Below are 19,028 nucleotides of genomic sequence, written 5' to 3' on the forward strand. Positions count from 1 at the left end.
CATGTTCTCCTCCACTTTTTGGTTTTCCGTGCGCCCCTCTTCTCCCTGTCAGGACGCCCGGGTTTCATTTGTCAGACAATGCCATCACTCTCCCAGCCCGAGACGATCTTCTGGAGCATCTCGCGATCATTCGTTTCAAGCTGCGGCAATCCGGGTAGCCGCACCTTACCGACGTCGAATCCCTGAACCTGCAATGCTTCCTTGACAACGGTCACATTGGCGCCATTGCGGTATCTGGTGCGCATGGTCTCGAAATCGGCAATGCTTTCGACCACGGCCCGCGCTCTTGCGAAATCTCCTGCCTCCAGCGCATTCCAGACGGCAAGCGAACGCTTCGGCGCGACATTGACGAGGCCCGAGGTAAAGCCGCGGCCACCAAGGGCATAGAAAGGCAAGGCCCAGCTTTCCGCCAGACCACAGATCCATGTCGCATCCATGCCCTTCGTCGCCCGGCAGCATTCGAAGAAGAGCATCGTGTTCTGCGATGCAAACTTGACGCCGGCAACCTTCGGATGGGTAGCAAGGCGCACCATTTCATCGAGCGGGACCTGGTCTGAACGGATATAGGCGACAATGGGCAGATCGATGGCTTCGGCAATCGCAATGAAATAATCCACCTGCGCATGAGGTGCAGCGAAGGGATCGAGCGGATGATGGATCATCACGCCATCGGCTCCGGCTTTGCCCGCCGCCTGCGCGACCCTAATCGCCTCGCGCACCGAACGACCGGCGGCAGCCGTTACAGCTGCTTTTCCGTTAACCGAGGCAATGGCAATCGCCTGCAGGCGAATGACTTCTTCCTCGGTGAGACTGTAGAATTCGCCGGTATTTCCGCCGGTGACGATGTTATGAACACCCGCTTCCGCGATGCGTTCGACGATTTTACCCGTCAGCCCGGCATCGATCTCGCCCTTTGCGTCATAGGCCGTCGCATGCACGCCCGAAATGCCCCGAAGCACCCGGCGGTAGCCCACTAAATCCATTATTTCCTCCCAATGTACCGGTCAGAAGACCAGTTCGATATGCGTATCTCCCGCTTTCACGATATGCTCGCGCATCAGGCGCTCGGCCAGATCGCCGTTGCGCGCCGTAATTGCCTGCATGATCGCCTCATGCTCTTTGAACGACTGCCGCCGCACGTCCTCGCGCGACAGGACAGTCACCCTTGCGGCATGGTCGTACATGCGCTGCGCATTCTGCAACCGGCGCAGATATTCGCATCCCGATGCCTCATGGATGCCGTCGTGGAATTTCTCGTTCAGTTCGATCAGTTGATCGACATTGCCCGCCTCGACCGCCGCCCGCATTTCCTCGATCACCGAGCGAAGAAAGCCAAATGCCTCCTCGCCGCCGTGCTTGGCCGCCTGTCGCGCAATGATGCTTTCCAGCGCAGCGCGGGCGAGCGTCATCTCTTCGGCCTGTCGTGCATTGAACGATACAAACGTTCCGCGACGCGCCTCCGTTCTGACCAGCCCCTCTCCTTCCAGCTGGCGCAGAGCCTCTTTCAAAGGGCTCGTGCTGATACCGAGATCGGATGCCAGCTGCCTCTCGTTCAGCTTTTCGCCGGACTTGATCCGACCGGAAATAATCGCCTCGCGCAGATTGTCATGCACATGGTCTCGGAGGCTCTTCACCTTGATCGGAGAAAGGGGGGAAACGTTATCACCCAAGGCAACACCTGTTTGTCACGGAATTAACGCTGCGATCCTGAAACAGCGAATCTGATATGTCAATATCTGATACATCAGATATCAACGAAACTTGTTCGCCCGCCCTCAAGCAACAAAAAAGACGACCAGAGGCCGTCTTTCGTAAGTACATCCTGATATGCAATCGGCTTATTGCGCCGATCTGATTCAATCAGATCGAAATGCGCTCTAATACCCCCTGGTCCAGCCCGGCCTGTGCGATATGCAGGCGCTTGTAGCGCCCGCCCTTCATGGCCAACAGCTCGGCATGGCTACCCTGCTCGGCAATCCGCCCGCCTTCCACCACCAGAATACGGTCGGCATTGACGATGGTTGCAAGGCGATGTGCGATCACCAGCGTCGTGCGGCCTTGCGAAAGCTCGGCGAGCGATTGCTGGATGGCGCGTTCGGTTTCCGTATCGAGCGCGGAAGTCGCCTCATCGAGGATCAGGATCGGCGGATTTTTCAGGAATATGCGCGCAATGGCCATGCGCTGCTTCTGCCCGCCGGAAAGTTTTACGCCGCGCTCGCCAATGACGGTGTCGTAGCCTTCCGGCAGATTGGCGATCACGCCATCAAGCCTTGCCCGGCGCGCAGCCTCGACGATTTCCGCGTCGGTCGCATCGAGACGGCCATAGGCAATGTTTTCCCGGATCGTTCCGGCGAACAGAAACACATCCTGACTGACAATGCCGATATTCGACCGCAGAGACTTCAGGGTCATGTCGCGAATATCGATACCGTCGGCGAGAATGGCACCCTTCGTCACATCATAGAAGCGCGGCAGCAGCGAGCAGATCGTCGTCTTGCCCGCACCGGAAGGACCAACGAAGGCAATCGTTTCGCCCGCACGAATGGAAATATCGAGACCATCGACAATGGGGCGCTCGGCGCTATAGCCGAAGCTCACATCGCGATATTCAATATCACCGGTCAGACGGTCAACCGGCTGCGCACCGGAGCGATCTGCAATATCCGGGCGCGTGTCGAGAAACTCCGTATAACGCTGAAAACCGGCAATGCCCTTCGGGTAGGTTTCGATGACCGAATTGATCTTTTCAATCGGGCGGAAGAACACGTTGACCAGCAGCAGGAAGCCGACAAATCCGCCAGCCGTCAGTTCGCCGCGCACCACGAACCAGGCGCCTGCCAGCATCACCACCACCTGCACGAAACGCATCGACAGATAGGACAGCGACATTGACGCGGCCATGATCTTGTAGGCAGCAAGCTTGGTGGTCAGATATTTGTCGTTGCTCTCCGCGAAAAGCTGGCGTTCGTGGTCCTCATTCGTAAAGGCCTGAACGACGCGGATGCCGCCGACATTCTCCTCGATACGGGCGTTGAAATCGCCAACACGCCGGTAAAGCGCATGCCATGTGTTCGTCATGCGCCCGCCATAGCGGGCGGTGACATAGGCCGATAGCGGAACGATGACCGCAGTTATCAGCGCCAGCGGCGGATGCACCCACAGCATCAGGATAAAGGCGCCGATCAGGGTCATGATCGCGATGAAGACATCCTCCGGTCCGTGATGCGCTACTTCACCGATCTCTTCCAGATCCTTGGTCAGCCGCGCCACAAGATGGCCGGTCTTCTGATTGTCGAAGAAGCCGAAGGAGAGTTTCTGCAGATGATCGAAGGCCTTGCGGCGCATCTCCGTCTCGATCTTGATGCCGAGCATATGCCCCCAATAGGTCACGATGACCTGCAGGAAGGCATTGACGACGTAGATGGCCAAGAGGCCGACCGCAGCAATGGCGATCACACCAAGCTGGCCGGTCGGCAACAGCTTGTCGATGAAAAGCGTAACGGCAACCGGAAAGGCAAGCTCAAGCAGGCCGGAGGCCACCGCGCTGGTAAAATCCAGCGCGAACAGCCCACGATGCGGACGATAATATCCGGCAAAACGTTTCAGCAATCCAGCCATGGCGCGGCTCCCTCGAAGATAATCAAAGGGTGCCTAACTCATTCATCTCCCTATTAAAAGGGTAATTTGACTAAAGAATTCAAGATTTGAATGCTTCTGTTGCCGTCCGGTTCATGACGTGATCGTGGAAAATCATTCCCAAAACCATCATCGCGACGAAGAGCCATACCTGCGGCAGCCCCATTGATAGCGCCGATACGACAGGGCCGGGACAGAAACCTGCCAGCCCCCAGCCCGCGCCGAAAATGGCAGAGCCGACAATCAGCCGCCGGTCGATTTCGGTCTTTTCCGGCAAATGGAACGACTCGTCCAGCACGGGCCGTGCCATACGCCGCTGCAGCATTACACCGGGGACTGCCACTAGGAGAGCGCCGCCAAGCACAAAGGCAAGGCTCGGGTCCCAATCACCGCTGGTAATATTCAGGAAGCCGGTCACGCGCGATGGATCGATCATACCCGACAGGGACAGGCCGAAACCGAAGATCGCACCCGCAAGCAGCGTCATGGCCAAACGTGCATTTGCCGACTGTTTCATAGCAATGCTCCCGAAATGCTGGCCACCAGAATGCCGGTTAAGAGAAAGATGAGCGTGGCGGCTATCGAACGCTTGGAAAACCGCGCCATGCCAAGAATGCCATGGCCTGACGTACACCCAGATCCCATACGGGTTCCGATACCGACCAGAAGCCCTGCAACAACAATAACAGGCCAGGACATGGCCATCGTGACCGGTGGAAACGAACCGTAAATTGCAGCATAGATAATCGGCCCCAGAACGAGGCCGAGGACAAAGGCCGCATTGGCTGGAACCTGTTTGCCACCCAGAAGCCGACCGACGATGCCGCTGATACCGGCGATACGTCCATTGAACACGAGAAGCAGGATCGCGGAAAGGCCGAGCAACATGCCGCCCGCCAGCGATTGCAGATAAGTTGCGATCATACCCGTCCCTCCGGTGCGCAGAAGATACCGTAGAGCGCCTCGATCAGCTGCGCCGCCTTGGCCTCCGTCAGCCGGTAGAAAATCTGCTTGGCTTCGCGACGGGTTTCGACGATGCCCGCTTCCCGCAGCACACCCAGCTGCTGAGACAGCGTCGGCTGGTGAATGCCAAGCACTTCTTCCAGTTCACCGACCGAATATTCGCGTTCTGCAAGGGTACATGCCAGCATCAGCCGCGCCGGGTGCGAAAGCGTCTTGAGGAGTTCGGCAACCTCGGTTGCCCGCCCTTCCATTTCCGTGCGCGTCATCTTGTTTTCATGGGCGGACGCACCGCCCGGGATCGAATTCATTATGGCACCTCATCATCAATATACAATTAAATATAATGTATATTGATTTTTGCAAGAGGAACCAGATCAAAAAAGCCGCCGTTCAAAACTGAACAGCGGCTTTGAGCTTAATTCTGGAGGAATGACTGAACGGCGGCCAGTTCCGTCTGGCGCAATTCGTGCCCGCCCGGATGCCAGACAAGCTCGACATCAGCTTTCTGGCGCTCGAAGTAATGCGCGAGTGCTTCCGTCAGATCCGGCGGACAGATCGGGTCCATCCGTCCGGCGGTCATGAGAACTTTCGCACCTTCGAGCGCGGGATTGTCGTTCGGCCTGAACGGCACCAGAGGATGCAAAAGTGCCGCCTTGTCGAACACCCTGCCTTTCTCGATCAGCAGGTTCGCCATGATATTGGCGCCATTGGAATAGCCGAGCCCGATCACTTCGGATGGCTTGTGTTCAGCCACAAGCCCGGCGATGAAACCGGCCATCTTATCGGTGGCGCGAGCAAGGTCTTCCATATCGTAGACGCCCTCGCCCGTCCGACGGAAGAAGCGTGCGGCGCCATATTCCGAGACGTCACCGCGTGGCGACACGATGGTCGCTTCCGGCAAAAGCTGTTCCGCCAGACCGAAAAACTGGTTCTCATCGCCGCCTGTGCCGTGAAACACAATGAAGAGCGGCGCTCCCTTCGCTCCGGCCTTCAGCCGGTGTTCATAGGTTTGAATGGTCATGTTCGATCTCCTGTCCGACGTCTTCAGATCGTGTCGGAATGCTAGAACATTTCCGGCAAGGGCGCGAAACGTCCACGCACGGAATTCAGTTCAATATAACGATGCGCATGACCATTAGAATATTGACAATGATGCACAGATTGTCTCGTTTTATGAGACAGTGACCAGCATTCATTTTTCATCTGGACGTAGCGCCCATTCAAAGTTTAGCTACCTGCAACAGCAATGTAGAAAGGTTCCCCATGGCGTCCGGCTTGTTTGCGCTTCTCGATGATGTCGCAGCCATCGCGAAAATGGCGGCAGCTTCGCTCGACGACGTTGCGGGACAAACAGCGAAAGCCAGCGCCAAGGCGGCAGGCATCGTCATCGACGATACGGCCGTCACGCCGAAATATGTGGTAGGGTTGAAGCCGGAACGCGAATTGCCGGTCATCTGGAAAATCACCAAGGGATCGCTGCGCAACAAGCTCATCTTCCTGCTGCCGCTGGCGCTCATTCTCGGCTATTTCGCCCCCTCTTTCATCATGCCGCTTCTGATGATCGGCGGCGTGTATCTGGCTTTCGAAGGAACGGAAAAACTGGTCGAGTTCTTCATCCCGCACAAGGAAGAGGAACATGAGGAGACCAAGGGCGCAACAGCCAAGGAGATCGAACAAACGACCGTTAATGGCGCGATCCGCACGGACTTCATCCTGTCGGCGGAAATCATGGCGCTGACGCTGGCGGGACTTGCCCCGTCGAGTATCTATACGCAGGCGGCCATCCTTGCGAGCGTCGGCATACTGATCACTTTTGCGGTCTATGGCGTGGTCGGCATCATCGTAAAACTTGACGATATCGGCGTTTCGCTTGTGCGCAACAGCCATACAGCTTTCGGCAGGCAGCTTGGCAAGGGGCTGGTTGCGGGTATGCCCATCATATTGAAGGTTCTGAGCACCGTCGGCACCGTCGCCATGCTTTGGGTCGGCGGCAGCATCATCGTACACGGACTGGATTCCATCGGCATCCATAGCGTTGAAGCCTTCATCCATTCCATCGTCTCGCACCTGCCGACCGAAGGCACCCGGTTTTCGGCCGCTTTCGAATGGATCGCCACGTCTTTCCTGCAGGCCGTGCTTGCGGTCCTGATCGGCATCGTCGTCGTGATAGCCGTCAACAGCTTCAAATCGTTAAAAACCGAGGCCTAGAGCGCGTTTCTATCTGTTTGTTTTTCAAGCATGTCTTTATCCCGAAACCGGTTCCCACTTTCGGGAGACATGCCCCAACTTCGGGCCAGATAGCGCTTGAACCATTCAATGGTCCGGTCCCATGCGAGCTTCGCCGCCGCTTCGTCGTAACGCGGCGTGGAATCATTATGGAAGCCGTGATTGACGCCCGGATAGATGTAAGCCTCGTAGGTCTTGCCGTTCTTTTTCAACGCTTCCTCATAGGCCGGCCAGCCTTCATTGATGCGCGTATCGAGTTCTGCATAGTGTAACAGGAGCGGCGCCTTGATGCGCGACACTTCATCCGTCGGAGCCTGCCTGCCATAGAAAGGCACAGCGGCTGCGAGTTCCGGGAATGCGACCGCCGCCGCATTGGCGACACCACCGCCATAGCAGAAGCCGGTGATGCCGACTTTTCCGGTCGTCAGATCGCTTTTCATCATGAAATCGACCGCCGCAAAGAAGTCGTTCATCAGCTTGGTCGGATCGACCTGCTGCTGCAATTCGCGGCCCTTGTCATCGTTACCCGGATAGCCCCCGACCGAAGTGAGTCCATCAGGCGCGAGCGCGATGAAACCGGCCTTTGCAACGCGGCGGGCCACATCTTCGATGTAGGGATTGAGACCGCGATTTTCGTGCACCACCACCACGGCGGGCAGTTTGCCTTGCAGCTTGGCCGGTCGCACCAGATAAGCGCGAACCTTGCCGTTTCCTTCCGGTGACGGATAGGTGATATATTCAGGATGGATATCGGGATCGGTGAATTCGACCTGCTGCGCCATCGCATAATCGGGACTGAGCGAGGCTAGTATGGTTGTTGCCGTCATGGTGCCGACCGCAAATTTTGCGGCCCGGTCCAGAAACTCGCGTTTGGTTATCCGGCCATGGGCATAGAAATCGTAGAGTTCGAGAAGTTCTTGCGGGAAATCCTTCGCCGTCAGACGTGTCATGGTCAGCCCTTCCTCTCAAAGAAGGACAGTTTAACACAGGGTGAAACAGCGTAAACGCTAGTGTGGCGAATCCGAAATTCGTATCACTCTGGAGCGGGGTTGCGAACGAATTTCGGATTCAAAGCCACACTAGCCGTCCTGCACCCCGAAAGGTGCAGGACCGGAACAATCAGCGATAGACGATACCACCGTCCGTCAGGATGGCCTGACCGGTGATGTAGTCGGAATCCGGGCTTGCGAGGAACGACACCAGAGCCGCCACATCGTCCGGCGTCTGGGCGCGGCCAAGCGCGATCCCTTCCACATATTTCTTGTAGGTCTCGCCTTTCGGCGCACCGGTGATTTCCGAGAAGCGTTCATCAATTTCGACCCACATATCGGTGCCGACAATACCGGGGCAATAGGCGTTCACGGTGATCCCGGCGCTTGCATATTCCTGGGCTGCAGCCTGGGTCAGCGCACGCACCGCGAATTTTGTGGCCGAATAGACGCCCAGCATCGCAAACCCGTCATGGCCCGCGATGGAAGAGGCATTGATGATCTTGCCCTTCTGCTTGCGCGCCTTGAACTTGGCAGCTGCGGCCTGAATGCCCCACAGAACGCCATCGACATTGATGCGAAATATCCGCTCGACCTCTTCAGGCTTGACATCGGCTATGGGTTGCACCTGCGCAATACCGGCATTGTTGACAATGACATCGAAACCGCCAAGCGTCTTTTCCGCATGGTCAATCGCGGCATAGACATCATCACGCTTGCTGACATCGGCAGAGAAGGTGGATGCCTTGCGGCCCAGCGCCTCGACTTCCTTCTTGACCGCATCAAGCTTGTCGGCCTTCAGGTCGACCAGCGCGATATCAAAGCCGTCCTTGGCCAACCGCAACGCAATACCGCGCCCAATGCCCTGTGCTGCGCCCGTGACAAGAGCAACCTTACCGTTTGCCGACATAATTCATCCTTTCCTGCGTGATTGGTGAATGGCAATGCAACGCATCCCAAAAGCGATATGGAACACGCGCCTGCCCCATCAACCCATATCGGGGCCGGATTTCATTGATTGCGATCAACTTTGCTAAATTAGCTTATTTCTTAAAATACCGTTCCTCATTCCTCGCACCCAGCAATTCCAGTGCGAGCTTGCGCGCCCCGGTAGAAATATCCGGGTTGAAAATCAGCCAGTAGCCCTTGTCACTGGTCTGGGACACCGCGCAAGCATGAACAAGCTGTCCGCGCTGCACGGCCCCGTCGATCAGCCCCGCCCAGCCAAGCGCCACGCCCTGATCGGCGATAGCTGCCTCGATCACCAGATTATAGGTGTTGAAGACCAGCCCGTAATTGTCATCCTCTATGTCCTCACCAATAGCATCGAGCCAAGACTGCCACGTGAACCAGCGGTCACCCTGCAAAGTATCAAGATGCAGGAGCGAGGCCGCACCGAGCCGTTTCCCCTCCGGAAACGGGCCATGCTGGGCAAGATAGGCCGGGGAACAGACCGGCACGACTTGTTCGCCGATGAAAGCGATGGCGTCTTTCGGAAAATCCTCGCGACCGCCGAACAGGATCGAAATATCTGCATCACGTCGGTCGAGAGGCTGGAGCATGGACGAGGCCGTGATGCGGACATCCACTTCCGGATGTTTCGGGCGAAACTGCGCGACACGCGGCATCAGCCAGAATGTCGCAAAGCCGTAATCGGTCGCGATACGCAATCCCGGCGCACGCTGGCGGCGTTTGATCTGCTGCACCGCCTCCTCGATTCCATCGAGACCGGAGCGCACGGCCTCATAAAGAATGCGGCCCTCCGGCAATATCTCGACGCCGCGGGCCCGCCGGGCGAACAATGCAACGCCCAGACGCTCCTCGATGCGCTTTATCTGATAGCTGACCGCCGGTTGCGTCATGCCGAGTTCACGCGCTGCAAGGGTCAGATTTTCCAATCGTCCCACCGCTTCGAAAACGCCAAGACTGCCAAGGTCCCAGGATGGAGAAACCATAAATATTCTCTATAGCTTCGATAAAAAATGAATGGGTTTTTCCTTAGCCTAAATGATGTTTTCCTTAAAGTAGGAATTCGAGACATAATCCGTTTTAATTAATCAGAGGGGTCATCAATGGGCTATTTGAAGATTGCAGCACTGGCGTTCACGGCACTGGCTGGGCTTTCAGGAGCCGCTTCTGCTGCCGATCCCGCGGCCTGCGAAACCATCCGGCTGTCCGATCCGGGCTGGACCGACATCACCTCCACCAACTCCGTCGCAAGCGTATTGCTAGAGGGGTTGGGCTATAAGCCCGACGTGAAGACCATGTCCGTGCCGATCGGTTATGAGGCGCTCAAGACCGGCAATCTTGACGTTTTCCTCGGCAACTGGATGCCCGCACAACAGAAGTTCCGCGACGATCTCGACAAGGCGAAAGCCGCCGAAGTCATCGTGAAAAACCTCGAAGGGGCGAAGTTCACGCTGGCTGTGCCGGATTATGTGGCAAGCGAAGGCGTGAAGGACTTTGCCGATCTTGCCGCCCATGCCGACAAGTTCGGCAAGGAGATTTACGGCATCGAGCCGGGCGCACCTGCCAATCAGAACATCCAGAAAATCATCGAGGATCAGAAATTCAAGCTCGACGGCTGGAAGATGGTGGAATCGAGCGAGCAGGCCATGCTCGCGCAGGTGGACCGCAAGAACAAGGATAAGGCATGGGTCGTGTTCCTGGCCTGGGCACCGCACCCGATGAACAACAAGCTGAAGATCGAATATCTCGCGGGCGGCGATGACTATTTCGGCCCGAATTTCGGTGGTGCGGAGGTCTATACGCTTGGCCGCACCGGCTGGGCCGCACAATGTCCGAATGCCGCGACATTCTTCAAGAACCTCATTTTCACCGTCGATATCGAGAATGAGCTGATGGGCAAGATTCTGGATGAGGGCGCGGAAGGTCCCGCAGCAGCCAAGGAATGGCTGAAGGCGCATCCGGACCAGATCGACAAGTGGCTTGCGGGCGTCACCACCTTCAAGGGCGAACCGGGCGCGGAAGCCGTCAAGGCAAGCCTCGGTCTCTGACCGTCAACAACGAGACTTAAAAGGCGGGCGTTTCAGCGTCCGCCGTTTCGCGTTCCCACACTTGCCAACGGTCCCGCACAATGAAAAAGCCGAATATCCTCGTTCTCATGGTCGACCAGCTGAACGGCACGTTCTTTCCGGATGGCCCTGCCGAATTCCTGCATGTTCCCAATCTGAGAAAGCTTGCCGAACGTTCCACCCGTTTTACCAATTGCTATACGGCAAGCCCGCTCTGCGCACCGGCGCGCGCGTCGTTCATGTCGGGCCAGCTGCCGTTTCGGACCGGTGTTTACGACAATGCGGCAGAGTTTTCGTCTGAAATCCCGACCTATGCGCATCATCTCCGCAACGCTGGTTACCAGACGGCGCTTTCCGGCAAGATGCATTTCGTCGGGCCGGATCAGCTGCACGGTTTTGAACAGCGGCTCACCACCGACATCTACCCGGCAGATTTCGGCTGGACGCCGGATTATCGCAAGCCAGGCGAGCGCATCGACTGGTGGTATCACAATCTCGGCTCCATCACCGGAGCAGGTTCCGCCGAAATCACCAACCAGCTCGAATATGACGATGAAGTCGCCTATCAGGCCGAAGCGAAGCTCTATGATCTGGCTCGCGGTCACGACCAGCGGCCATGGTGTCTGACAGTCAGCTTCACGCATCCCCACGATCCTTACGTAGCACGCAAGCGCTTCTTCGATCTCTATGAGGACATTTCCGAACTGGATCCCAAAATCGCGCCTCTGCTTGAAAGCGAGATCGACCCGCATACGGAACGCCTGTTGCGGGCCTGCAAGGCCGAGGATTATGACCTGACCCGCGAACAGGTTCGCACGGCGCGTCAGGCCTATTTTGCCAATATCTCCTATGTGGATGAAAAGATCGGCACCCTGCTCGATGTGATCGAACGCTGCGGCATGACGGATGACACGATTGTGGTCTTCACTTCCGATCACGGCGATATGCTTGGTGAACGTGGCCTGTGGTTCAAGATGAGTTTCTTCGATGGTTCGGCGCGCGTCCCGCTGATGGTCGCGGCTCCGCAACTGAAACCGGGCCGCGTGGACGCGCCCGTCTCGACGCTCGACGTCCTGCCGACACTGGCCGACCTTGCCGGTATCGACCTCAGGGGCATCATGCCATGGACCGACGGCGTGTCTCTGACAGATGTTGCCTCCGGCACCGCCGAACGCGGTGCGGTTCCGGTCGAATATGCAGCCGAGGGTACCATTGCACCGATGGTCTCGCTGCGTGACGGTAACTGGAAGCTCAACCTTTGCCGCGCTGACCCGCCGCAACTGTTCAACCTCGCCGACGATCCGGACGAGTTGCGCAATCTGGCCGAGCTGCCGGACTTCAAAGCCGTTCTGGACGACCTTCTGGCCAAAGCTGAAACACGCTGGAATCTGGAACGCTACGATGCCGACGTCCGGGCCAGTCAGGCTCGTCGTCACGTCGTCTATCCGGCATTGCGCAACGGTGCCTATTATCCATGGGACTACCAGCCGCTGCAAAAGGCATCCGAGCGCTACATGCGCAACCACATGGACCTGAACGTGCTGGAAGAAAACCAGCGCTTTCCGCGCTGAATATAATAAGCGGGGCCACTGGCCCCGCCCGTTCAAGTTCTTACTGTTCCGAGAATTCCAGAACCGTGCCGCTGGCATTTTCCGGCAGCACGGCGATGCCTGCAGATGTCTTCACGTGGGAAATGCCATTGGCATCCAGAACACCCCGTGTCCTGTCCAGCGAAGCGACCCGGATACGCAGGACGGCGAAAGCCCTGCCCGGTGTTTTGGCAAAATCCACGCCGGGATAGATTTCTGCGGCTTTTTCCTCACTCACAACCAATATGTCCGCCGAGCGCGTGCCGGTCGAAACCTTCCAGCCGCCATCCTGCGTCTCTGCCTTTCCGTCCGCGAACAGGCGCGCAAAACCTTTGGCCGCAGTTTCGGGATCGGATGAAATAGCAACAATGGCGGAAAGGCCATTTGCACCATTTGCATGTTCGATCAGTTCCGGCAGCCAGACCGTTTCGCGGGTCTTGTGCTGACACATGAACACCATGCCCTGCGGCACTTCACTTTCCGCGAAAGATACGGTTTCAAAAGCCGCAACACCCTCGCCGCCGTTTGGCAGCTGAACAGGACGCTGAAATGCACCGACCTCGCCGGTCTTGATGCCAAGTGCGCCCAGTTCCGCCTTCGCATCACGCGCATTGTCGATGCGGCAGGCGATGGCATGGAGGCCTTCGCCCTGCGCCGCCAGTTTCTCGCGCTGGTGCAGATTGCCCGGCGTCTCGGCAACGATGCCAAGCAGCTCGAAATAATCTTCCGGGAACATGATTGTGTAGTTGCCGGTGCCCTTCTCCTTGCTGTGGAGACCGCGTGGGCTCAGCGTGAATCCGAAACGGCGATATTGCTCGGCACTATCCTCCAGATCGTCGACCAGCAGAAAAATATGATCGACGCCTTTGACCGGATGAGACATGCAAATTTTCCTTTCTATTTTTCGTCGGAGCCAGAACGATCTCGTGGATCGTAACCTTGGGATTCATATTGGCAACATAGAGCGTGGTTTCGGCCATATCCGCGAGCTGGATGACATCATCCATGCGGGAGAGATCGAAACCCGGATGACGCGCGAGAAGCGGCGTCGCCAGCCCTCAAGTGCGAACCGTCTCGCCATGGCAGCGCCGATGCCAGACCCGGCGCCGGTAATCCGGACCGTATCGCGTTCGTTTTGTCCGAGTTTGTGTTCAGCTCGGGAGAAATCCGGTCATCAACAAACTCCGTCGTAGAAAATCGACATCTATTAACGCAGGCCGGTCGAGAAATTTTACCAATTTTGCCCGATATATTAGTTTATCTTGACAATATCGCCATGGATTCTAGCATATCAGTGCTTGCATAGAATAAAGATCCTCTGGAGCAGCTTTTTGAGCAATTTCAGGGGCTTGAACAATATTGGGAGCTGCGGGAAAAGAGGCTCGAAAGCCCTCCCTCAACGTCCTTCAGGGGAACAGAGAATGCATATCAGAAAAGCTGGCTTTGGCTTGTTTCTCGCAGCGTTTTCGCTTGCTACGGCGTCTTCCCACGCCGAAGAAGTGAAGCGCGGCGGCACTGTCATCGTCCATATGAACACCGAGCAGGGTGTGCTCAACCCTGCGCTGCGCGCCTCCACCGGCGTCTACCAGATCACCGGCCGCATCATGGAGCCGCTGATTGACCGCACTTACGAGGGCTATGTGCCGGTTCTGGCCACAAGCTGGTCGTCTTCGGAAGACGGCAAGGCCATCACCTTCAAGCTGCGCGAGAATGTGCGCTGGCATGACGGCCAGCCTTTCACCTGCGATGACGTTTCCTACAGCGCAATGAACCTCTGGAAGAAACTCCTCAACTATTCGACCACGCTTCAGGCCAATCTCGAAGCTGTCGATTGCACCGATCCTTACACAGCAGTGTTCCGCTATTCCAAGCCGATGCCGCTGGAACTGCTCGTCGCAGCCATGCCCGATCTCGGTCATCCAGTGCCGAAGCATCTTTATGAAGGCACGGATATTCTGAAGAACAAGTACAACGCCGCGCCGGTTGGCACGGGGCCATTCAAGTTCGTCGAATATCAACGCGGCCAGCACATTATTGCCGAGCGTAATGACGATTACTGGCGTGGCAAGGAATATCCTTATCTCGACCGCGTGGTCTGGCGCTTCATGCCGGACAAGGCCGCCGCAGCCGCAGCGCTTGAAGCCGGTGAAATGATGGAAACCGCCTTCAACGGCATCTCCATGTCGGATACCGAGCGCCTCCAGAAGGATGGCCGCTTCGACACCGGCACCAAGGGTTTCGAAAACAACGTTGCCCACTCGACCGTCGAGTTCAACCTGCGCAATCCGATCCTTGCCAATCTGAAGGTTCGTCAGGCGATCTATCACGCGCTCGACATCGATTTCGCGATCAAGACGATCATGCGCGGCTATGCCAAGCCGGGCCGTGGCCCGATCCCGAGCACCGGTGGTGCCAACTATACGGATCAGGTCCAGACTTACCCATATGATGTTGAAAAGGCGAAGAAACTTCTCGACGAAGCCGGCTATCCGGTCAAGGAGAACGGCATCCGCTTCAAGCTGCGCCATCGCCCGGCGCCATGGGGTGAATATACGCAGCTCTGGGCTGAATATTATGCGCAGGCCATGAAGGAAGTCGGCATCGACGTCGAAATCCTGACCAATGATGCACCGGGCTTCCTCAACGGCGTCTATCGCGATCACGACTTCGACACGGCCAGCGGCTGGCATCAGTTCCGCTCTGACCCGGCTGTTTCCACAACCGTCTGGCTGCGTTCCGGCGCTCCGGTCGGCACCGCATGGTCCAACCAGTTCGACTACAAGTCGGATGAAATGGACAGCCTGATCGACAAGGCCGCGAGCGAGCTCGACCCGGCCAAGCGTGCCGATCTTTATCACCAGATCCAGCAGCTTGAGATGAAGGACCTGCCGGTCATCTTCGCCATCGAACATCCGTTCGTCGGCGTGACCAACAAGGTCTTGAAGAACCACCACAACACGCCACGCTGGGATTCTTCCAGCTGGTACGATTTGTGGATCGACCAATAAGCAACGTGCAGCCGCTGCCGGTCATCCGGCAGTGGCTTCCCCTCTTCCCTGAATGCTGAAATGCCTATCTTGCAGGATAATCCGCAATGCCCCTGCCCCCGCTCCTGACTTTTGCGCTGCGGCGCATCTTGCAGGCGATCCCCGTCATCCTCCTCATCATGATCGGGTCATTCCTGCTGATCAAGCTCGCGCCCGGCGATACCGTGGACGCGCTTGTCGGCGACATGGGCGGCGCAGACCCCCAATTCGTCGCCAATCTGCGCGCTGAATATGGCCTCGACCAACCGATCTGGACGCAGCTCTGGATTTACATGACCAAGCTGGCGCAGTTCGATTTCGGCTGGTCCTATGTCTACGAGCAGCCGGTGCTGGATGTACTGATGGCCCGCCTCGTGCCGACCCTCCTGCTCATGGTTTCGTCGCTTTCGGTGGCCTTCATTTTCGGTATTGCGCTTGGAGCTCTCGCGGCGCGCAAGGCATATTCCCTGACCGACAATGCGATTTCCACGCTTGGCCTTGTCTTCTATGCCATGCCAAGCTTCTTCCTCAGCCTCATCCTGATGTTCATCTTTTCCGTCAAGCTCGGCTGGCTGCCGGTCGGCGGCTACAAGACGATTGCCGGTTTTTATACCGGCTGGAAGAATGTCTGGGATATTGCCGTGCACCTTGTCATGCCGACGACGGCGCTTTCGCTCATCTATCTTGCATTCTATATGCGCCTGATGCGCACCAGCGTGCTGGAAGTGGCCGACCTCGATTATGTCCGCACGGCCCGCGCCAAGGGCGCCAGCGGTGCAAGGCTGATGTTCCATCACATCATGCGCAACGCCTTTCTGCCCGTCGTGACGCTGCTCGGACTGCAATTCTCGACTGTGCTTGGCGGCTCCGTCGTGATCGAGACAATCTTCTCGTTGCCCGGTCTCGGTCAGCTCGCCTACACCTCCGTGATCAAGCGCGACCTCAACACGCTCATGGGCATCATCTTCCTGTGCTCGGTGCTGGTGGTGATCGTGAATTTCATCACCGATCTCATCTATGCGCGGCTTGATTCCAGGATCGAACTGTCATGACTTCACAGGACCTCTCCCTCACCCGCCCGCAGGTCTCGCGCGCAAAAATTCTGTGGCAGCGTTTCAGCCGCAACCGCGCCGCCGTGCTGGGCCTTATCCTCTTCATTGCCGTGGTCCTGATTGCGCTGCTGGCCGATGTCATTACGCCCGGTGACCCGCTGCGGCGCGCTGGCGACCCGCTCGTCTGGCCATTCGTCAATGCTGCCACGCCGCTTGGCACCGATCAGCTCGGGCGCGATATCATGGCAGGCATCTTCCATGGCGCGCGCATCTCGCTTCTGATCGGCGTGGTGGCCACCCTGATTTCCATCGTGATCGGCATCATCATCGGCGCTCTTGCCGGCTATTATGGTGGTTGGGTGGATGACGTTTTGATGCGTATCACCGAGGCTTTCCAGACTGTTCCAAGCTTCGTTCTGCTTCTGACACTGGTGGCAATCTTCGGCTCTTCCATCGAAAACATCATCATCTGCATAGGCATCGTGTCGTGGACTGCGCCGGCCCGCATGGTGCGCGCCGAATTTCTGGCGCTGCGCAAGCGCGAATTCATCGATGCCGCGCGCAATCTGGGTGTCGGCAACGTCTCGATCATCTTTCGCGAAATCCTGCCGAATGCCCTGCCGCCGGTGATTGTCTTTGCATCCGTGGTGATGGCCACCTCCATCCTGATGGAAAGCGCTCTCGCCTTCCTTGGTCTCGGCGATCCGAACTATGCAAGCTGGGGCAACATGATCGGCCAGGGTCGCGCCGTGTTGCGCACCGACTGGTTCTGCTCGGTCATTCCCGGCATCGCCATTCTGCTCACCGTTCTTTCCTTCAGCCTGCTTGGCGAAGGCCTGAACGACGCGCTTAATCCGAGGCAGAAGAAATAATGACCGCCGCACCCGTTCTCGAAATCAAAAGCCTGCAGATCGCGCTGCCGAAGGGCGCCGACCGCCCTTACGCCCTGCAGGACCTGACACTGACAATCAATCCCGGTGAAATCGTCTGCCTCGTCGGCGAAAGCGGCTCCGGAAAATCGCTTTCAGCGGGCGCGATCATGCGCCTTCTGCCGGAACCGCATGTGCGCGTAACCCATGGCACGATCAAGCTTGAAGGCACCGATCTTTATTCACTCAGCGAAGCCGATATGAAGAAGCTGCGCGGCGACCGGATCGGCATGATCTTTCAAGAGCCGATGACCGCGCTCAACCCGCAGAAGACGGTCGGCTGGCAGATCGATGAAGTGCTGCGCCTGCACACGAAGCTTGGACGCAAGGAGCGTCGTGCCGCCGTACTGGACATGCTGGCAGAGGTAAAAATTCCGGACCCGGAATCCGCCTATAACGCCTATCCGCACCAGATTTCGGGCGGGCAGCGCCAGCGCGTCATGATTGCGATGGCGCTGATCCTGAAGCCGCGCCTCATCATCGCCGACGAGCCGACCACGGCACTCGACGTGACCACGCAGGCACAGATCCTGAAACTGATCCGCGACCTGCAACGCGAACACAATACCGGCATTCTGTTCATCACGCATGACTTCGGCGTCGTGGCGGAAATTGCCGACCGTGTCGCGGTGCTGCGGCTTGGCGAACTGGTTGAGGAAGGTCCGGCAAACGAAGTGCTGAACCATCCGCAGCACGCTTACACAAAGGCGCTGATCGCATCGGTTCCAGCCCTCACCCCGCCCGAACCGAAGCCGTCAGTTGAAGCGCAGCCGATCATTCTCAGGGCGAGCGCTTTACGCAAAACCTTCAAGGCGCGCGGCGGATTGCTGAGCGGAAAACGCAGCGCCGTTCCCGCCGTGAAGGACCTTTCGTTCGAGCTGCGTCAGGGCGAAACGCTTGGCGTCGTCGGCGAAAGCGGTTCGGGTAAGACCACCGTTTCGCGCATCGTCACCCGTCTGCTGGAAGCCGATAGCGGCAAGGTCGATGTGAATGGCAGGGATTTTCTGAGCGCCAGCCCGCGTGAAGTGCGGGCCATGCGCAAGGACATCCAGATGGTCTTTCAGGACCCGATGGCCTCGCTCAATCCGCGCCGCCGCGTGGTGGACCTGATTGCGCAGGGGCCAATCGTCCATGGCATGCCGAAGGATGAGGCGCACGCAAAGGCCCGCGAATTGCTGGAGCTGGTCGAGCTTTCGCCCGCTGCCGCCGACCGATTTCCTCACGAGTTCTCGGGCGGGCAGCGCCAACGCATCGGCATTGCCCGCGCCCTTGCTCTGGAGCCGCGCATCATTGTCGCCGACGAACCGGTCTCCGCGCTCGATGTCTCCGTGCAGGCGCAAGTTCTGCGGCTTCTGGCCGATTTGCGCGAACGGCTCAACCTGTCGCTGCTTTTCGTAACGCACGATTTGCGTGTTGCCGCGCAGCTCTGCGACCGCATCATCGTCATGTCGAAGGGCGAGATCGCCGAAGCCGGTCTGACAGCCGAAGTCTTCGCCAACCCGCAACATGAATATACACAGCGCCTGCTTGCCTCCATTCCCGGCAAGAGTTGGACGCCACCCATTTTGGAAAACGCGTGACAC

Annotated in this window: 18 protein-coding genes and 1 pseudogene; 8 read left to right on the top strand and 11 right to left on the bottom strand. The window is 57.7% G+C overall.

The window, feature by feature from the left end; translation table 11 throughout:
• Window positions 1–71: 71 nt before the first annotated feature.
• The 7 genes from JNC70_RS12600 to JNC70_RS12630 form a co-directional block, all read right to left on the bottom strand.
• Window positions 72–983, bottom strand: a complete 912-nt coding sequence (locus JNC70_RS12600; protein ID WP_104754364.1) for a dihydrodipicolinate synthase family protein — start codon at window positions 981–983, stop codon at window positions 72–74.
• Window positions 984–1,004: 21 nt separating this feature from the next.
• Window positions 1,005–1,613, bottom strand: coding sequence for a GntR family transcriptional regulator (locus JNC70_RS12605; protein WP_104754363.1), 609 nt, complete (start codon window positions 1,611–1,613; stop codon window positions 1,005–1,007).
• Window positions 1,614–1,860: 247 nt separating this feature from the next.
• Entirely contained in the window at window positions 1,861–3,618 is a 1,758-nt protein-coding gene (locus JNC70_RS12610) for an ABC transporter ATP-binding protein (RefSeq protein ID WP_104754362.1), read from the bottom strand.
• A gap of 79 nt (window positions 3,619–3,697) precedes the next feature.
• Window positions 3,698–4,153: a YeeE/YedE family protein gene (locus JNC70_RS12615; protein ID WP_104754361.1), complete on the bottom strand. Its 456-nt coding sequence runs from the start codon at window positions 4,151–4,153 to the stop codon at window positions 3,698–3,700.
• Window positions 4,150–4,560 carry a YeeE/YedE family protein gene (locus tag JNC70_RS12620; RefSeq protein ID WP_104754360.1) on the bottom strand — a complete coding sequence of 137 codons (411 nt, stop codon included), beginning with the start codon at window positions 4,558–4,560 and terminating at the stop codon, window positions 4,150–4,152. Before JNC70_RS12620 ends, JNC70_RS12615 begins: the two co-directional genes overlap by 4 nt.
• Window positions 4,557–4,907: a sulfite-sensing transcriptional repressor BigR gene (gene bigR, locus JNC70_RS12625; protein ID WP_104754359.1), complete on the bottom strand. Its 351-nt coding sequence runs from the start codon at window positions 4,905–4,907 to the stop codon at window positions 4,557–4,559. Before bigR ends, JNC70_RS12620 begins: the two co-directional genes overlap by 4 nt.
• Window positions 4,908–5,014: 107 nt before the next feature.
• Window positions 5,015–5,620, bottom strand: a complete 606-nt coding sequence (locus JNC70_RS12630; RefSeq protein ID WP_104754358.1) for an alpha/beta hydrolase — start codon at window positions 5,618–5,620, stop codon at window positions 5,015–5,017.
• A 242-nt stretch (window positions 5,621–5,862) separates the two neighbouring features.
• Here JNC70_RS12630 and JNC70_RS12635 point away from each other — a divergent pair, with 242 nt between their 5' ends.
• The gene (locus JNC70_RS12635) at window positions 5,863–6,807 is read left to right on the top strand and encodes a DUF808 domain-containing protein (RefSeq protein WP_104754357.1); all 945 of its coding nucleotides are present in this window, start codon (window positions 5,863–5,865) and stop codon (window positions 6,805–6,807) included.
• An 83-nt stretch (window positions 6,808–6,890) separates the two neighbouring features.
• Here JNC70_RS12635 and yghX read toward each other — a convergent pair.
• The 3 genes and pseudogenes from yghX to JNC70_RS12650 form a co-directional block, all read right to left on the bottom strand.
• Window positions 6,891–7,775 (bottom strand): annotated as a pseudogene (gene yghX, locus JNC70_RS12640) (YghX family hydrolase); the annotation flags it as partial.
• A 169-nt stretch (window positions 7,776–7,944) separates the two neighbouring features.
• Window positions 7,945–8,724 (bottom strand): acetoin reductase, encoded by a 780-nt coding sequence (locus JNC70_RS12645; protein ID WP_104754356.1) that lies wholly within the window; start codon window positions 8,722–8,724, stop codon window positions 7,945–7,947.
• A gap of 133 nt (window positions 8,725–8,857) precedes the next feature.
• Window positions 8,858–9,769, bottom strand: coding sequence for a LysR substrate-binding domain-containing protein (locus tag JNC70_RS12650; protein ID WP_104754355.1), 912 nt, complete (start codon window positions 9,767–9,769; stop codon window positions 8,858–8,860).
• Between the two features lie 117 nt (window positions 9,770–9,886).
• Between JNC70_RS12650 and choX the strand changes: the two genes are divergently transcribed.
• Together choX and betC are read left to right on the top strand one after the other, a co-directional pair.
• Window positions 9,887–10,831 (top strand): choline ABC transporter substrate-binding protein, encoded by a 945-nt coding sequence (gene choX, locus JNC70_RS12655; protein ID WP_104754354.1) that lies wholly within the window; start codon window positions 9,887–9,889, stop codon window positions 10,829–10,831.
• 80 nt (window positions 10,832–10,911) lie between these two features.
• A complete protein-coding gene (gene betC / locus JNC70_RS12660; RefSeq protein WP_104754353.1) occupies window positions 10,912–12,420 on the top strand; it encodes a choline-sulfatase in 1,509 nt (502 codons plus the stop codon).
• A gap of 40 nt (window positions 12,421–12,460) precedes the next feature.
• Here betC and JNC70_RS12665 read toward each other — a convergent pair whose 3' ends face one another.
• A complete protein-coding gene (locus JNC70_RS12665; protein WP_104754352.1) occupies window positions 12,461–13,321 on the bottom strand; it encodes a VOC family protein in 861 nt (286 codons plus the stop codon).
• On the opposite strand from JNC70_RS12665, the gene JNC70_RS12670 reads away from it, so the two are divergent.
• From JNC70_RS12670 to JNC70_RS12690, 5 genes are all read left to right on the top strand, one after another.
• A complete protein-coding gene (locus JNC70_RS12670; protein WP_208623427.1) occupies window positions 13,320–13,631 on the top strand; it encodes a hypothetical protein in 312 nt (103 codons plus the stop codon). The two genes, JNC70_RS12665 and JNC70_RS12670, sit on opposite strands and share 2 nt — an antisense overlap.
• Before the next feature lie 228 nt (window positions 13,632–13,859).
• Window positions 13,860–15,446, top strand: a complete 1,587-nt coding sequence (locus tag JNC70_RS12675) for an ABC transporter substrate-binding protein (RefSeq protein WP_211695138.1) — start codon at window positions 13,860–13,862, stop codon at window positions 15,444–15,446.
• An 86-nt stretch (window positions 15,447–15,532) separates the two neighbouring features.
• On the top strand, window positions 15,533–16,516 hold the full coding sequence (locus JNC70_RS12680) for an ABC transporter permease (protein ID WP_104754350.1): 984 nt from the start codon (window positions 15,533–15,535) through the stop codon (window positions 16,514–16,516).
• On the top strand, window positions 16,513–17,388 hold the full coding sequence (locus JNC70_RS12685) for an ABC transporter permease (RefSeq protein ID WP_104754349.1): 876 nt from the start codon (window positions 16,513–16,515) through the stop codon (window positions 17,386–17,388). Before JNC70_RS12680 ends, JNC70_RS12685 begins: the two co-directional genes overlap by 4 nt.
• Window positions 17,388–19,025 (top strand): ABC transporter ATP-binding protein, encoded by a 1,638-nt coding sequence (locus tag JNC70_RS12690; RefSeq protein WP_374788601.1) that lies wholly within the window; start codon window positions 17,388–17,390, stop codon window positions 19,023–19,025. The genes JNC70_RS12685 and JNC70_RS12690 overlap by 1 nt, the downstream gene beginning before the upstream one ends.
• Window positions 19,026–19,028 lie beyond the last annotated feature (3 nt).

This window comes from Brucella oryzae (genome assembly GCF_041929965.1).
GTDB classification, from domain to species: domain Bacteria; phylum Pseudomonadota; class Alphaproteobacteria; order Rhizobiales; family Rhizobiaceae; genus Brucella; species Brucella oryzae.

Coding starts and splice junctions, on each gene's coding strand:
- JNC70_RS12600 (WP_104754364.1), bottom strand. CDS start 983: ATGGATTTAGTGGGCTACCGCCGGGTGCTTCGGGGCATTTCGGGCGTG.
- JNC70_RS12610 (WP_104754362.1), bottom strand. CDS start 3,618: ATGGCTGGATTGCTGAAACGTTTTGCCGGATATTATCGTCCGCATCGT.
- JNC70_RS12615 (WP_104754361.1), bottom strand. CDS start 4,153: ATGAAACAGTCGGCAAATGCACGTTTGGCCATGACGCTGCTTGCGGGT.
- JNC70_RS12620 (WP_104754360.1), bottom strand. CDS start 4,560: ATGATCGCAACTTATCTGCAATCGCTGGCGGGCGGCATGTTGCTCGGC.
- bigR (WP_104754359.1), bottom strand. CDS start 4,907: ATGAATTCGATCCCGGGCGGTGCGTCCGCCCATGAAAACAAGATGACG.
- JNC70_RS12630 (WP_104754358.1), bottom strand. CDS start 5,620: ATGACCATTCAAACCTATGAACACCGGCTGAAGGCCGGAGCGAAGGGA.
- JNC70_RS12635 (WP_104754357.1), top strand. CDS start 5,863: ATGGCGTCCGGCTTGTTTGCGCTTCTCGATGATGTCGCAGCCATCGCG.
- JNC70_RS12645 (WP_104754356.1), bottom strand. CDS start 8,724: ATGTCGGCAAACGGTAAGGTTGCTCTTGTCACGGGCGCAGCACAGGGC.
- JNC70_RS12650 (WP_104754355.1), bottom strand. CDS start 9,769: ATGGTTTCTCCATCCTGGGACCTTGGCAGTCTTGGCGTTTTCGAAGCG.
- choX (WP_104754354.1), top strand. CDS start 9,887: ATGGGCTATTTGAAGATTGCAGCACTGGCGTTCACGGCACTGGCTGGG.
- betC (WP_104754353.1), top strand. CDS start 10,912: ATGAAAAAGCCGAATATCCTCGTTCTCATGGTCGACCAGCTGAACGGC.
- JNC70_RS12670 (WP_208623427.1), top strand. CDS start 13,320: ATGCAAATTTTCCTTTCTATTTTTCGTCGGAGCCAGAACGATCTCGTG.
- JNC70_RS12665 (WP_104754352.1), bottom strand. CDS start 13,321: ATGTCTCATCCGGTCAAAGGCGTCGATCATATTTTTCTGCTGGTCGAC.
- JNC70_RS12675 (WP_211695138.1), top strand. CDS start 13,860: ATGCATATCAGAAAAGCTGGCTTTGGCTTGTTTCTCGCAGCGTTTTCG.
- JNC70_RS12680 (WP_104754350.1), top strand. CDS start 15,533: ATGCCCCTGCCCCCGCTCCTGACTTTTGCGCTGCGGCGCATCTTGCAG.
- JNC70_RS12685 (WP_104754349.1), top strand. CDS start 16,513: ATGACTTCACAGGACCTCTCCCTCACCCGCCCGCAGGTCTCGCGCGCA.
- JNC70_RS12690 (WP_374788601.1), top strand. CDS start 17,388: ATGACCGCCGCACCCGTTCTCGAAATCAAAAGCCTGCAGATCGCGCTG.